Genomic DNA, 14,903 nt, shown 5'->3' with positions numbered 1-14,903 from the left:
ATTTTTCGATGAGAGATACGCCCCAATCGAGTAAAAGCCCAACGAAACCGATGGTCAAGATGGCTACCATCAATAGGTCGTTACGCAAGTTATTTCTCATATCGATGATGAGGAAGCCAAGGCCCGTTTGAGAGCCTACCATTTCGCCTGTTACAAGGAAGATCCACGCTGTACCAAGGGCGATGTGAAGACCAGATGCAATGCCAGGGAATACAGCAGGCAACACAATTTTAAATAACAATTCAGGTTGTTTAATGCCAAAGTTGCGCGCTACCTTGATATATACAGGGTCGATATTTTGGATGGCAGACACTGTGGACAATAGCACAGGGAAGAACGCTGCAATAAAGATGATTACGATAGCCGGTGCTTGACCGATACCGAAGAATAGAACGATAAATGGCAACCAAGCCACTGGAGAAATTGGTCGAATGACTTGAACGATAGGATTGATGTAGTTCCAAATCCCTTTGTACCAGCCCAAGATTAGGCCGAGGAAGACACCAGCTACAACAGAAATGATATAGCCAATAAAGAAGCGTACTAAACTATCTGCAATGTCCTTAAAGAGAACACCATCTCCAATGAGTTCTCCAAAGCCAAGCAATACCTTATATGGCGTTGGTAATAACGCTTCGTTAAATCCGCCGAGGCGAACGATTAATTCCCAAATCAGCCACGCTGCAATAAATGCGCCCGGCACATATGTATATTTCTTCATGGTCCCCCTCCTATGGTAACAATGTTTGATCTACAAACTCTGAATAGCTCGGCACGTTTTTGATTAAATCAATATGTGTCATGTGATGCACGAGCGCATTATAACGGTCCTCTGTAAGGGCTAAATCTTTAAAACCGATAACTTGCAAGGAACGTTCAATAACAGGGTCCTTAAACTTCATGTATTTTAAGGAAATCTCCTTTTGTGCCTCTGGATGCTCATCTAAATATGTACCTGCATCGAGATAGGCCTTTGTGAAAGCTTTCGCCAAATCGTGGTGTTCATCGACGAATTTACCATTAAACACAAGGGCACAGCAAATATTGTCATGCCAGAGGTGGTCAGGATCTTCAAAGACCTTACCATTTCCCATTTCTAATGCAAGAGACCCAAATGGTTCAGCTACACTATACCCAGCAATTTGTCCTACCGCTAACGCTGATGGCATTTCAGGAGGACTCATTTCAACGACTTGCACATCCTTTTCACTTAGACCAGCATTCTCAAGCATGCAATCCACGAGAATTTTTTGAGTTGATTGTTTATGCGGAATAGCAAAGGATTTGCCTTTTAAGTCTCGGACAGAGTTAATATCCTTATTTACGATGATAATGTTACCCTCTGTATGACCCAGTGCAGCTGCGCGCACATCAATGCCTTGTTCACGAGCCTTTACAGCAAGTTCAACAAGAACAGCTGCAGCATCTACCTTGCCGGTATTTAACGCATCCATAAGCTCTGGCCAAGACCCATATTTAACAAGCTCTACATGAACAGGACCATCTGCCGTTTCCAGTTCTTTTGTAGCAAATACTGGTAATGCATGAGTAATTGGTAAATAGGCTACGCGTACAGTTTTTAATTCTTGGGTCGTTTTTGGTTTATGGTGCTCATGATAGCCATATACTATACCACCGATAACCAAAAGGACCACTGCAATGATTAGATACCAAGTCTTCTTCATAACTTCCCCTCTTTCCACCTCATAACAAGGGGCGTTTTTGACACATGTCATTTTTCGCACATTTCTAAAACCTAGATGAAATATGGTTTTAGAACACCTCGTTTCCAAACTTGTTTATACCCTACTATAACAATATGTATTAATTCTGTCAATAAAACACAGTAATATTATAGGTATTATTATTTAGGTGCGAAAAGTATCAATATAGGCGGTCTACTACACATATAACAATAAGTATAGTAGCTAGTGGCTAGGGGCAAAGCAAACAAAAGATACTCACGAAATACAAAACAGGCAGTATCCATCAGATACTGCCTGTTTCTATATGTGTCTATTCACACATTCTATTTAGTTATTTCATATATATTTAGTTATACTCTATATTTACTGATATCGCATATGTATATATTTACTTGAACAAAGTCTTTTTATTTAATACATATACCTCAGATGTACCTGCTTCGCTAGATTCAGATACATTTGGATAAATAGAAGATTGACGGAAGTGCTTAATCTCCCCTTTTGGAACGATTAACATCACAGGTTTACCAGATGCGATAATCTTATTAAACTCCTCTTCGTTAACTTGTTCCATAAGGTATTTCTTGGACCATTCAGCACTGCGTTTCTTTAATTTATCCCGATCATCCCAACGGCTTTCATCACCATTGATCTTAATAATCTTATGACCTGTATAGTATACAGCAGCTGTACTGTAACCGTTATAGTAATAGATATCGCCATCATAAGAGTCTACTACCGGCACTACTTCTATATTACTCCGCTGTTTAACAAATGGTTCTAGCCCTTCCACCACAACGATAGAGGAAATAACCATCGTGCCAAGGACAATGATACTAACAAGGCGATACCCCTTTTTCGTATACCATGCGGGGAATAAAAGGAGTACGGCTACAGCCACCACAACATAGAGCAAGAAATAAAAGCCCCACGGTGCGAAGAATGAGCCCACCACGTAAGCAATCCACAAGAGTAAGGTAGGCCCCATAATAACCCATTTTATAGCTCTCGATTTACCTTTGCGTATAATCTTCATGACACCCATAGCGCCAATAGCACTAAATGGAACTAAGCTCACAAATGTATATAAAGGATATTTTGTAGCCATTAAGGTATAAAATAAAAGTATGCCTACGCCCCAAGTCATATTATAGATAAAACCTGTATGTCGTTGTTTAAAGCCATCGATAATACCGTAAATAACGGCACCGGTCCACGGCATAGATGCACCTAGGAAGATAGCAATGTAATACCACCACACATTATCTTCAGGATGTTCAGACTGTGTGGCCCGTGTTACATTGTGAAGCCCTAAGAAGCCATTGATGAAGTCTTGACCGTGAACGCTGTACATATACACATACCACGGTAAGCAGACTACGCAAAAGGCAAGGATGCCACGCCAGTCAAAGATAGCTTTCACCATAGACCAAGAGCGATTAATGCCGGCAAAGACGAGCAAAATCATCCCCGGCAATACTAGCGCAACAGGCCCCTTTGTAAGCACCCCAAGGGCCGCAAAGATATAGGCCACAATCATAGCATACGGTTTCTGTTCCACCATCCCCTTATAGGAATAGATCATAACCATGATCGTCGTATACAATAGTACCATGTCCGTAATAACGCCATGAGCTACGGTCCAGAACATGAGAGAGGTGCCGAGTACAGAGGCCCCTATTAAGCCAAGGGCCCACTTACCGCTCATAGTACGCATCGATTGATACATTGTTGCCACTGACAACGCGCCAAAGATAGCACTTGGTAAACGAACTACCCAATCGGCGATACCAAAGATTTTAAATCCAAGAGCGATGAGCCAATAAATCATAATTGGTTTATCGTACCAATAGGTACCATAAATTTGCGGCGACAACCAATCCCCAGAGAGAACCATTTCTTTAGCAGTTAACGCATAGTTGGATTCAACAGGATCGGTAACAGGCAACATATTATTGCCAAACAAATAAAAAACGAGCCATACAATGAATACGACTGGTGTTAATCGTGAAAGTTTCATAAAGGGCCTCCTTATCGGCGATTGCGATAGTATTTAAAGCCCAACACAGCCGCTATAATAACGAATACAACAACCATAATAATCAAGAACTCATGATTGTATTGGATTAGATCCTTCCAATTTTCACCGAGCACTTTGCCTAAATAAACGAGAAGGATAGTCCAAGGAATCGTACCGAGTACTGTCCAAATGACAAAATGCCACATAGGGTAGCGAGCCATGCCAGCTGGGAAGGAAATAAATGTACGAACACCTGGCAACAAACGGCCAAAGAATACCGCAGCCCCACCATATTTATTAAACATCTTTTCAGCTAGCTCAAATTTATGTTCATTAAAGAATATGTATTTACCGTATTTCAAAAGGAGTGGACGTCCACCGTACTCACCCATCCAGTAGGATAAAATAGAGCCCACAATCCCTGCTAAAATACCTACAACCATAGTCGTATGTAGATCAAATATGCCTTGAGCGATTAGATACCCTGCAAAGCCAAGAACGATTTCACTAGGAATAGGAATGTTGGCATTTTCCAGAACCATTGCAATAAACATGGCTGCATAGCCATACGTTTCCATGAACGAAATAATATATTCCACTGTTTTACCCCTTTTAAATTCCCATATGGGTTCCATATGTACAAAATTTTGCACATAGCATTTTCATTGTTATCATACCTATTCGGTATACCTTATATTTTACCATAATAAAAAGGCCCTCACCACAGGTGAAAGCCTTTTTACTATTTAACTGTATACGATTATTGCAATTCAGTAGTTTGAGTTGTTACTTCACGAGCCGTAGTAAATGCAGCTAGTTCTGCATCACCAGAACCAAGAATTACTTTGTTAGCTACTAGCGCGTTAGCCGCTGTTTTAGCATCTTGTAAAGTAATTCCAGCACGAGGAGCACTAATTGTGACTGATGTGCTTTTACCACCGACCGTAGAAAATGTAAGATATACAACGCGTTTTTCCGCCATGTGGGCGCCTCCTTTCACGTTTCATAAACAAGTTCTCAAATCTAGATAGAACGAGGCAATCGTTGGAATTATATAGTTCCTCTAAGATCAAATATGTCTATCTACGATTCATATCAATAAGGATGGGAATGTGTGGACTTGCGATTTCTATACCTTGTTACGACTATTTATAGGTATATAAAATCAGCAATAAGGATGTGTTTGGATCACCTACAAAAGTAATTTAATCATCTTGATTAATGTCCTAAGGATACTTCATTGACGCGGACCACGTCGGACAAGCTGTGGTCATACAAGGCTGCCAGCGCATTACCAACGGTTTTCACATTATCGTCGGACGCTTCTTCTGCAACACGAGTATAGGTTACGTCTTTGTACTTCGGCGCATCTTCGGTGCCGATGTTAAAGCGCAATACCAATTTTGTGCGTTTAATGTTAGCCATCGTATCACCTCCTTTCACCCTCTTATATTCCTGAGGTTCCCTCTCGACAACCCCCTCTAGAATAATTACGGTAATCATTGTGAAAGTCTGGGAACTACGGCTCTAACTCTGTACTTATGGCAGTAACTATATACTTCTTATACCAACTATATAACTTCAAAAGTAACTATATAGATTTCATTAAACTTCTAGCAGTATTAAAACAATAAGGTTCTTATAAATACAAAAAGACCTTTACCAATTCCTAGTTATATATAGGAACCGTAAAGGTCTATAAGATCTATGAGTACTATAAAGCGCCATTAAAAATAGTACTGGTATGTTAAACCGCTTAAGTTCAACACTATTCAGTTTTCAATGCCAACATAAAGTCATAGGCTTTAACGGCTGCTTCTGTATCCACAAAGTGTAATGGATTTAACATACGACAGAATTTAAAGAGACATTCGTGTTTACGTAAAACATCTTTCACATGTAATACAGTATCTCGAGCCGTACGAGCAGAGCTATAACCATTCATCATGGCATATAGGTAAGAAATCGGCAAATTATCTTCACGCAAGTAGCTGTGAACGAAGATCAGCAAATCCCAACCTTGCGCTGTTAATTCAGGCCAACGACGGCCATTTTCCCAATCTAACAAAGTAATCTTATCTGTATCAGGATCATAGGTAATATCTCTCATGGCAGGGCGCCCATGAGATAAACCATAGTCATGGAGTTGTCCCAATGTTTTACCAAAGATATAGAAGATATGAGTCACCATATCTTGTAAGCTATCATCATCAGGATGTTGAGCCGGCAATTCGCTATAATAGGTTAATGTTTTACCAGATCCTTCTGTAACGAAATAATGCTCTCTAAATCCAGCTATGACAGGCGCTACAGGTAGCTGTGTATTTATAAAGGATATTTTATAGAACTCATAATCAAAGGCAGCTCTAGGAGATGGTTTAATCCAACTAGAGCGGCGATTACTGATATCTTGCTTTACATAATAGGTTTTATCGTTAAACTCTACAGGAAAAACACGATGGTCTTTCTCTTGATCGATCATGCGATCGATATATTCTAATAACATATCATTCATTATGGCCTCCACTTGTATAACACTCTACAACACTAATACTCCCATTTATACAGAATCTAAATTATTGAATACAAAACTCTCCATCTAGGCTAAGTAAGTGCACTCATTACACATAGCCTCATATTTGTTCATATCCATTCTTATTCAAATAGATTATATATCTCTATAATTAATTAAAAGTAACAACACATTAGTTGTTACTCATATAAGTGTATACAATTAATGTTTTTATTATACTACAATTATGACCTGATATCAAAAGAAAAACCCCCTAGCCTAAGCTAGGGGGTTCTTCTGGTAATTATGATAATAGGTTTAGATTTAAGACAGTACGAGGACCAACTGAGGTCATGTCTAAATCAAACGAATTAACCAACGAATTTAGTCACTGCTGCAGTATCAGTTAAGTGACGTTTAGGCATGCCCATTTCTTCAGGGGAGATGCCAAGAGCAAGACCCACTAATTGGGACATGTGCAAGATTGGCATATCTTTGCCACCGCCAACAACTTCTTTTGCTTCTTTTTGGAACATATCAAGTTGCATTTGGCAAAGTGGGCAAGGAGTTACTACGCAATCTGCGCCTTCTGTAGCTGCATCTTTGTTGATGGAGCCAGTCATTTGCATTACGGAATCATGTGCAGGGTATACAGCATGGAAACCGCAGCAATCAAGTTTACGGGAGAAGTCGATTGGTGTAGCACCGATAGCAGAGATCAAATCTGCTAAGGATGTAGGCATTTGATAATCTTCGAAGCCCAATTCAGTTTGAGGGCGAAGAATATGGCAACCATAGTATTCAGCTACACGTAAACCAGTTAAAGGTTTAACAACTTTAGCTTTCAATTTATCCAAACCGTAATCGCGGATCAATACCCATAAGAAATGAGTAATATCAGTTGTACCGCGGTATTGTTTACCGATTTGAGCTAATTTTTTGTTAACTTCGTTCTTTTCTTTTTCGTTGTTATCAAGCTCGTTTTTAGCTTCACGAAGCATCAAAGTACAAGTGTTACATACAGTTAAAAGGTTCAAACCTTTTTCTTCCGCCAATGCAATGTTACGAGCATTTGTAGCAAGTGTAATTTCTGGAGCGATGTCTTGAACGTGGGACGCGCCGCAGCAAGTCCAACCGTCAAGTTCTTCCAACTCGATGCCTAATTTTTTAGCTACAGCAACTGTTGCTAAGTAGTCTTCTTTGGCAGCGCTTTCAAGAACGCAACCTGGGAAAAATGCGTATTTCATTATTTGCTTACCTCCTCAGCTGCTTTCATAAGTCTGCGAACACCATCAATACCATTTACAGGTTTTTGAGGTACTACAAGTTCGAATGGATTGATTTTGCTGTGTTTCCACAAACGTAAAGCATAGAATGCTTGTTTAGCGGAATCTACAACACCATCAGATTTCAAGCTCATAGAAACTTCTTTCAAGCGACCAGTTTTGTAGAGATCGTCTTTGAAAGCAACTGCATGGCGAACGCCTTTGCTGTTAGTAAGACCAGCTTTTGTAGCTTCTTTACGCAAGTTGGAAATATCTTGAGCAGGTTTTAAGTGTTTAGGGCAACGGGAGATACAGTTCATGCAGTGAACGCATTTCCAAAGACCATTGTCGAATGCAGGTTGAATGTGAGCCATAGGTGCATCATCACGGCTATCCAATACGAAACGGTTAGCTTTTGTGAATACATATGGTTCTAAGAAGTCATCTTGACGTGCAGTCAATTTGTTACATTCAGATGCGCAGCAACCACAAAGGATACATTCTGTACCAGCAACGAATTTTTTGAAGTCAGCTGGAGTTTGGCGAACGATTTTGTCACCTTCGTTGAATTCTGCTTTAAGGAAGATCCAAGGAGCAACTGTTTTCAAACGATCAACTTTTGCTTCCCAGTCAACAACTAAGTCACGGATAACGCGGAAGTTGCCGATAGGTGCAATTGTCAATTCATCAGTACCATAACGTTCTGTTAATTCGTCGATTTTAGCTTCGCAACCAAGCATTGCTTCGCCATTTACGCGAATGGAGCAAGCGCCGCAAACTGCGGAACGGCAAGCTGCCAAGAATGTTAAAGTTGGATCTTGAGTATCTTTAATTTTTTGAAGGCCCCAAAGAATTGTACGGTCAGCTTCATAGTCGAATTTGAAAGTCTGTACAAACGCGCGACCTTGTTGGTAACGGTGAATATGGTAGGTGATTTGTCTCATCTTAGTACTTCCTTTCTTGTGGTTCGTATTTAGTGAACACTACGTCGCGTTCAGTCAATTCGTACTCGCCGTTAGCACCCAATTTGATCAAAGAGTGTTTTAAGTATCTTTCATCATTACGTTTTGGATGGTCTTCACGGATATGAGCACCACGGGATTCACGACGGTGTAAAGCGCCCATAGCAATAGCTTTAGCTACTGTTAACATGGAACCGATTTCACAATAGTTTACGAATGCCATGTTGTAAGTACGTTCAGGGTCACCTACATAACAAGTTTTGTAATCTTCCATCAATTGGTCGATTTCTTTTAATGCTTCAGTAATACCTTCTTCATTACGGAAGATACCTACTTTGTTCCACATTGCATCAGCCAATGCATCGCGGATTTCAACTACTGGACGACCGCCTTCACGAGTTGTTACTTCAGTGAATTTTTCTTCCCAGTGTTTAGCAGCTGCAGCTAATTCTGCATCTACGTTAACTTGTTCATGTGTTTCAGCATAGTCAGCTGCACCAGCACCGGATACTTTACCGAATACTACGCCGTCTGCCAAGGAGTTACCACCTAAACGGTTAGCACCATGGATGGAGATACAAGAAGCTTCGCCGGAGGAGAACAAACCAGGCAATTCACATGCACAAGTTTTGTAATCTACTACGTCGATACCGCCCATTGTATAGTGACATGTAGGACGAATAGGTACTGGTTGAGTCAATGGATCGCAATGTTCGAAGCACATAGCCAAGTCACGGATACCATGAAGTTTTTCGATGATAACTTCAGGTCCTAAGTGACGAAGGTCAGCTACTACGTATGCGTTAAGACCAGAACCGAAACCACGACCTGCAGCGATTTCATCTTCGATTGCTTTCGCTACAACGTCACGGGATGCTAATTCCATTTTGTTAGGCGCATATTTTTTCATGAAACGTTCGCCTTCAGCGTTAAGAAGGTAACCACCTTCACCACGAACCGCTTCGGACATCAAGATACCAGTACGACCAAGACCAGTTGGATGGAATTGGATCATTTCCATATCTTTCAATGCATTACCAGCGCGGAACGCTGCTGCCATACCATCGCCTGTGGAAAGGAATGGGTTAGTAGTACGAGTCCAGAAGATACGGCCTGCACCACCAGTAGACAAGATAATAGCTTTTGCTTTAATTTGTTCTACACGACCTTCTTTCATGTTCCAAACTACAGCGCCACCAACGTGACCTTCTGCAGATTTAACAAGATCTAAAAGGTACCATTCTTGTAAGAAGTGTACGCCTTCTTTCAAGCATTGTTCGTAAGTTGTGTGCAAAATAACGTGACCAGTTTTATCCGCAGAGTAGCAAGTACGTGGATAGGATTGACCACCGAAGTTACGTTGCGCAATTTTGTTTTCTTGAGTACGGGAGAATGGAGCACCCATGTGGTCCATTTCAAGTACGCCTTCTGGACAACGAGAGCAGAAGAATTCGATCGCATCTTGGTCGCCAAGATAGTCAGAACCTTTTACTGTATCGAAAGTATGAGTTTCGATTGTATCTTCAGCTGCAACGTTATTCAAACATGCATTTACACCGCCTTGCGCCATTGCTGTTGCAGAGCGAGTTGGGAAAATTTTAGTAATAAGAGCTACTTTTAAGCCTTTGCGACGACCAACTTCAAGAGCCGCGCGTTGACCAGCACCACCGCTACCTACTACTAGAACATCAAACTGTTCCATAATGACCTCCTCATAACTACCTATTAATAAGAAAACTTGTTAGACTATCTCATTTCAAAAACTTATAAAAATTTTTGATAACCTAATCATTTTTCTTTCAAGAAAAATCCCATACTTATGCGACTTTTCTTATAGCTTTACATATAATTATAGAGAGCATTTAGTGTGATGTCTAAACCCTATTATGCATAATTAATTTTGATTAATCTAATTGATAATTTATTTCACTTAGTATTTTTCTTGTTTCCATATGAACATTTAAAATAGATTTATGAATATTTCATACAGGAAGTTAAGGATATTACGAAAGTAGTTCGGTTCCGAAATTTTTGTATATTTTTATTTCCGCTAGACCTTTAACAAGTCTTATTAATACTGACTTTATAAGATCATCAAACTGTTCATAATAATTAATATCCGTTAAATTCCTACTAAAACTACCTAGAATTTAATTATCGAAAATCATCAAATTTCTACGGCTATTATTGGTATTTAACTCTCTGATAATTATTATCACAAGTTTTTTTAGTGATTTCTTTCACATACGCCGAAATCAGCAAAATCCTATCCATCTATGCGCATACGGCAATCTTCGATATAGTTCATCTTCATTCATTAGCAGAATTCATTAAGTTTCAAGTTTTCCTCGTTTTCAAGCTCTCAAAACATGAAGAACAGGCTTATAAACTCGCATATACATTCATCTTTTGCTCATTCCTGTTGTATAAGGTATGATAATAGATAAATAAGTTATATAATATTATATATATAGTCAACTCTATATGGTGTTGTGGCTTTCACCAAAATGAAAGCATATATATATATAATGACTATATTAATGTAGTTGGAGAGCTATATTTTTAACTCATACATAAGGAGAACAGAGAATGAAAATTTTACTTGTAGAAGACGAAGAAATGCTGAATGGCATTACGGCCAAATATTTGCGTGCAGAGAATATGACAGTTGATACATGCTTCAATGGTCAACAAGCCATCGATTATGTAAATACATCTAGCTATGACGTTATCGTTATGGATATTATGATGCCAGTGCTTGACGGCATTAGCGCTCTTGCACAAATGCGCAACGATGGCAATACAACACCTGTATTGCTTTTAACTGCAAAAGATTCCTTACAAGATAAAGTTACAGGCCTCAACACAGGCGCTGACGATTACCTTGTAAAACCTTTCGATCTTGAAGAATTAACAGCTCGTATTTATGCATTGGCTCGTCGTAATGCGCGCCATGCACAAAATGATATCCACGTAGGTCCGCTTACAATCAATGTGCCACAACGTACCGTTAAACGCGATGGTGAAACAATCACATTGACTGCTAAAGAATTCGACCTCTTATTCTATTTAGCAAGTAACGAAAACATCGTATTATCCCGCCAACAAATTCTTGACCATGTTTGGGAATACGACTATGAAAGCTACTCTAATCTTATCGATGTATACATCAAAGATTTACGTAAAAAGATCGATACTGATGAGAATGTAAAACTCATTCAAACAGTTCGTGGAGTAGGGTATGTCCTCAAAACAGAAAACTAATGATCCTCACCGAGATCTAGACACCATGTCTGGGGCAGCTACCGATTTATTTAATCGGCTGCCCCTCACTTTTAAAATTATGTCTTGGTATACCATCTTTTTGCTCATCATTTTGATGGTTGCCTCTGCATGGATTTATGCATATACGCACGAATCCGACAACAAAGAAGTACGTGAGCGCTTGCAGCAGCAAGCAATGATCATGGCTACGGATATTCGCAAATTTAAACCGTACCAAGATAATACATTCTTCTTTGTTTCCACCCAAGACGGCTATATTATTAAAGGTGCTTTACCAGACGGTTTCCCAAACCAAACAGTCCTTTCCTTAGGACAGGTTGGAGAAATTGCTGTTGGTGACGACACCTTCTATTACTACGATACGCCGGTTAACGAACCAAACTATCGTGGTATTTTGCGTGCTGTTACAAAGGTAAAAACAGCGTCTAAAAAGACTGAAAATCTATTATATAGTTTATTATTAGGTGATGTTATCTTCTTGTTGATTTCATCACTAGGTGGTTATCTATTCATCAAAAAAGGCCTCAAGCCGGTCCGAACCTTGACGAAAACAGCTAAGGTTATCGGCAAGAACAATGACTTGAGCCGCCGTATTGATATTCCTGTTCGTACTGCGCGCGATGAAATCTACGAGCTTACCACCACGTTTAACCGCATGATTTCAGGTCTGGAAGACTCCTCTAATCGGGAGAAACAGTTTAGTTCTGACGTATCTCATGAGTTGCGTACACCAATTGCTGTTATCAAAGCAGAAAGTGAATTCGCTTTAAAATACGGCCGTACAGAGGACGATTTACGAGAAGGCTTAACACATATCTTAGAACAAGCCAAGTTTATGACTAACCTCGTAAGTCAATTGCTCGATGTAGCACGCCTAGAGAATGCGCATGAACTCAACTTAGCCCCTGTAGATGTATCATTGATGTTAACCAATATGGTTCATGACTATACACGACTCGTTGCAGAGAATACAGAAAAAAAGATTTCCATCACCTCCAATATTCAACCGCATATGAGTATCGTGGCTCATGAAGTGTCCTTACGTCGTGCCATTACAAACTTGGTGGACAATGCTATCAAGTTTACGAATTCCACCATCGACATTTCAGCCAAGCTTGCCGGCGGTGAACTTGTTATTACGGTAACAGATAACGGCATCGGTATCGAGCCAGAAAACCTTGAGCATATTTGGGATCGCATGTACCAAACAGAGCAATCTCGAAATAAGAAATCAAATCACGGTATTGGACTTGGCTTATACTTTGTAAATAAAGTTATTAGCTTACACCACGGCACAGTAACAGCCACAAGCGAGCCACAAGTAAAAACTACATTTACAGTACGATTACCGTACAACAGAACAGAAGAATAAACTAAAGGGACTGACCAACGGTCAGTCCCTTTTAGTATGAAGCGCTTAATTATTAAGCATTTAATTTTTAGCCTATGAATTGTTGCCATAATGGCATATATACATATTCTAGGAATATCCATACAACAAGACCCGCCACAGCACCAACGATGGCACCATTGATACGAATCCAGCTGAGGTCATCCTCTACCTTAGATTCGATGAAGTAGATAAACTTCTCTGAGCTAAGACCGCCTAGAACCTGGCGTATGATAGTTTCAATGAGGTCATAGCCTTGTTCAAGCACATATATGCCAATATTATGCAATGTATCTTCAATACGATTTCTCAAATCTTCGGATTGACCGTATACAGCCCACAATTCAAGGGCAATATTTACGAGGACTTGTGCTGGTGTTTCTCCATTTTCATCCCCTACAAGTAATAGTTCCTCTACATAAGGGCATAAATGGTTCTCAATGACAGATTCCCAATCTTGTTCGCGAATCCAGCGTTCCCACGCTTCATCAAGAGCATCACAAACCTCGCGATTCTCTTCTATATGGCGAATTGGGTCTACCCATTGGCGAAGCCATGCAGTCCGTTCCGGACTATTTGGTCGCTTCCAGTTTTCAAGCATCGCATAGGCCTCTTGAACGATAGCCTGTGCCAGCTCATGATAGTTCACCACATCGGTCGCTTCAGACATGGAGATAAGGAAATCAGACCAGAAGCCTTTCCGCTTTTTCTTATGAGCCTCTTCTGCTACAACTGCTGTTAGCCACGTAACCATAGCTGGATGGTTGATACGTTCTTGAATTACGTTCAATACCTGTACAACCATGCCTTCATAGCGATTATGTTCACATAAATCGAGCAATACGTGTTTCAAAACCGGTACAAGGGAATGTTTTTGAAGCAATCCACGAATGCGTTTTGCCCCCCATTGCGCCCATTCCTCGTTCGTTTGAGATTTCCATAAGAGATGTAACCCTTGATGGATTACAAGGCGTGCTGCTCGTTGCCCTTCTGGAGATAGCAAGAATTTTTCAAACAATGGTACAAATTGAACATCGGTCAACAATACTTTGCAACGTTCCTTCGTGAGCATCTTTGTCTCAACGAGCTTAATAACACCGTTGATAAGACGATCCTTATTGCGAGGAATTAACGCTGTATGATATGGAAAACCTAGTGGCTTACGGAACAATGCAGTTACGGCAAACCAGTCCGCCACACTGCCGATAAGGGCTGACTGCACAGCCCAATAAAGAGGCTGATACCAGCTTTCATGGCCATAGAAAAATTGACCTATGAAAACAAAACAGTACAATACGGCTGTCAAGCCAAGAATGCCATTAGCACGTTGCCGTAAGGTGAGGGATTTCAAATACTGAATCATTTGAGCACCCCCTCTACTAAAAGATATAAACCGTAGAATATACCGCCTAAAACAGCCCCTACGAGGGAACCATTGATACGAACCATTTGAAGGTCATAGTACATCTTGCCTCGTACAATTTGGGTGATTTCATCAGGGGAATAACGAGATAATTCCTGCCCTACCACCTTATCGATGAGAGGGTTTAATTTTTGTAACCACGGAATGCTGCGTAACAAGAAGAATCGTTCAAAGGGCGCTTGCTTGTCTGGGTTCAGCAAAATCTCTGTGCCGAGCACATTAAAGCGACCGATAACGATATCCATGAGACGTTTCCAGTCCACAGTATCACCATCGATGAGCTTGCCTTCCCATTCTTCGAGAACCATCTTAATCCATTGATCCTTATGCTCTTCGATGA

General features: G+C 40.3%; 14 protein-coding genes. 2 read left to right on the top strand and 12 right to left on the bottom strand.

Going from position 1 to position 14,903, the window contains the following annotated elements:
* The 10 genes from QZR70_RS06265 to QZR70_RS06220 form a co-directional block, all read right to left on the bottom strand.
* Nucleotides 1–721, bottom strand: a 721-nt coding sequence (locus tag QZR70_RS06265) for an ABC transporter permease (RefSeq protein WP_295793871.1), incomplete at its 3' end; no start/stop codon positions are given.
* A gap of 10 nt (nt 722–731) precedes the next feature.
* Nucleotides 732–1,685: an ABC transporter substrate-binding protein gene (locus QZR70_RS06260; protein ID WP_295793870.1), complete on the bottom strand. Its 954-nt coding sequence runs from the start codon at nt 1,683–1,685 to the stop codon at nt 732–734.
* A 409-nt stretch (nt 1,686–2,094) separates the two neighbouring features.
* Nucleotides 2,095–3,726: a glycosyltransferase family 39 protein gene (locus tag QZR70_RS06255; RefSeq protein WP_295793869.1), complete on the bottom strand. Its 1,632-nt coding sequence runs from the start codon at nt 3,724–3,726 to the stop codon at nt 2,095–2,097.
* An 11-nt stretch (nt 3,727–3,737) separates the two neighbouring features.
* Nucleotides 3,738–4,325 (bottom strand): DedA family protein, encoded by a 588-nt coding sequence (locus QZR70_RS06250; protein WP_295793867.1) that lies wholly within the window; start codon nt 4,323–4,325, stop codon nt 3,738–3,740.
* A 161-nt stretch (nt 4,326–4,486) separates the two neighbouring features.
* A complete protein-coding gene (locus QZR70_RS06245) occupies nt 4,487–4,708 on the bottom strand; it encodes a DUF2922 domain-containing protein (RefSeq protein WP_009352278.1) in 222 nt (73 codons plus the stop codon).
* A gap of 236 nt (nt 4,709–4,944) precedes the next feature.
* Nucleotides 4,945–5,151 (bottom strand): DUF1659 domain-containing protein, encoded by a 207-nt coding sequence (locus QZR70_RS06240; protein ID WP_009352393.1) that lies wholly within the window; start codon nt 5,149–5,151, stop codon nt 4,945–4,947.
* Between the two features lie 343 nt (nt 5,152–5,494).
* Nucleotides 5,495–6,241 carry a hypothetical protein gene (locus QZR70_RS06235; RefSeq protein WP_227721527.1) on the bottom strand — a complete coding sequence of 249 codons (747 nt, stop codon included), beginning with the start codon at nt 6,239–6,241 and terminating at the stop codon, nt 5,495–5,497.
* A gap of 368 nt (nt 6,242–6,609) precedes the next feature.
* Entirely contained in the window at nt 6,610–7,485 is an 876-nt protein-coding gene (locus tag QZR70_RS06230; RefSeq protein WP_005385098.1) for a CoB--CoM heterodisulfide reductase iron-sulfur subunit B family protein, read from the bottom strand.
* On the bottom strand, nt 7,485–8,447 hold the full coding sequence (locus QZR70_RS06225) for a succinate dehydrogenase/fumarate reductase iron-sulfur subunit (RefSeq protein WP_005385096.1): 963 nt from the start codon (nt 8,445–8,447) through the stop codon (nt 7,485–7,487). Before QZR70_RS06225 ends, QZR70_RS06230 begins: the two co-directional genes overlap by 1 nt.
* Before the next feature lies 1 nt (nt 8,448).
* Entirely contained in the window at nt 8,449–10,167 is a 1,719-nt protein-coding gene (locus QZR70_RS06220; RefSeq protein ID WP_119207237.1) for an FAD-binding protein, read from the bottom strand.
* An 887-nt stretch (nt 10,168–11,054) separates the two neighbouring features.
* Here QZR70_RS06220 and QZR70_RS06215 point away from each other — a divergent pair.
* A complete protein-coding gene (locus tag QZR70_RS06215) occupies nt 11,055–11,729 on the top strand; it encodes a response regulator transcription factor (protein ID WP_005385087.1) in 675 nt (224 codons plus the stop codon).
* Nucleotides 11,707–13,122, top strand: coding sequence for a HAMP domain-containing sensor histidine kinase (locus QZR70_RS06210; RefSeq protein ID WP_295793865.1), 1,416 nt, complete (start codon nt 11,707–11,709; stop codon nt 13,120–13,122). The genes QZR70_RS06215 and QZR70_RS06210 overlap by 23 nt, the downstream gene beginning before the upstream one ends.
* 67 nt (nt 13,123–13,189) lie before the next feature.
* Here the strand turns inward: QZR70_RS06210 and QZR70_RS06205 are convergent, their stop codons facing one another.
* Entirely contained in the window at nt 13,190–14,503 is a 1,314-nt protein-coding gene (locus QZR70_RS06205; protein ID WP_295793863.1) for a DUF445 domain-containing protein, read from the bottom strand.
* A partial coding sequence (locus QZR70_RS06200; RefSeq protein WP_295793861.1) for a DUF445 family protein occupies nt 14,500–14,903 on the bottom strand: 404 nt, incomplete at its 5' end. The genes QZR70_RS06200 and QZR70_RS06205, both read right to left, overlap by 4 nt.

Origin of the sequence: uncultured Veillonella sp., assembly GCF_900545205.1 — a bacterium.
Taxonomy (GTDB): domain Bacteria; phylum Bacillota; class Negativicutes; order Veillonellales; family Veillonellaceae; genus Veillonella.
The sequence above is the reverse complement of the archived record's forward strand: the minus strand, read 5'-3'. Positions and strand labels throughout refer to the sequence as shown.

Bases quoted from the DNA above. Each gene is read 5' to 3' on its own strand.
- QZR70_RS06260 (WP_295793870.1), bottom strand. From the start codon at position 1,685: ATGAAGAAGACTTGGTATCTAATCATTGCAGTGGTCCTTTTGGTTATC.
- QZR70_RS06255 (WP_295793869.1), bottom strand. From the start codon at position 3,726: ATGAAACTTTCACGATTAACACCAGTCGTATTCATTGTATGGCTCGTT.
- QZR70_RS06245 (WP_009352278.1), bottom strand. From the start codon at position 4,708: ATGGCGGAAAAACGCGTTGTATATCTTACATTTTCTACGGTCGGTGGT.
- QZR70_RS06240 (WP_009352393.1), bottom strand. From the start codon at position 5,151: ATGGCTAACATTAAACGCACAAAATTGGTATTGCGCTTTAACATCGGC.
- QZR70_RS06235 (WP_227721527.1), bottom strand. From the start codon at position 6,241: ATGAATGATATGTTATTAGAATATATCGATCGCATGATCGATCAAGAG.
- QZR70_RS06230 (WP_005385098.1), bottom strand. From the start codon at position 7,485: ATGAAATACGCATTTTTCCCAGGTTGCGTTCTTGAAAGCGCTGCCAAA.
- QZR70_RS06225 (WP_005385096.1), bottom strand. From the start codon at position 8,447: ATGAGACAAATCACCTACCATATTCACCGTTACCAACAAGGTCGCGCG.
- QZR70_RS06220 (WP_119207237.1), bottom strand. From the start codon at position 10,167: ATGGAACAGTTTGATGTTCTAGTAGTAGGTAGCGGTGGTGCTGGTCAA.
- QZR70_RS06215 (WP_005385087.1), top strand. From the start codon at position 11,055: ATGAAAATTTTACTTGTAGAAGACGAAGAAATGCTGAATGGCATTACG.
- QZR70_RS06210 (WP_295793865.1), top strand. From the start codon at position 11,707: ATGTCCTCAAAACAGAAAACTAATGATCCTCACCGAGATCTAGACACC.
- QZR70_RS06205 (WP_295793863.1), bottom strand. From the start codon at position 14,503: ATGATTCAGTATTTGAAATCCCTCACCTTACGGCAACGTGCTAATGGC.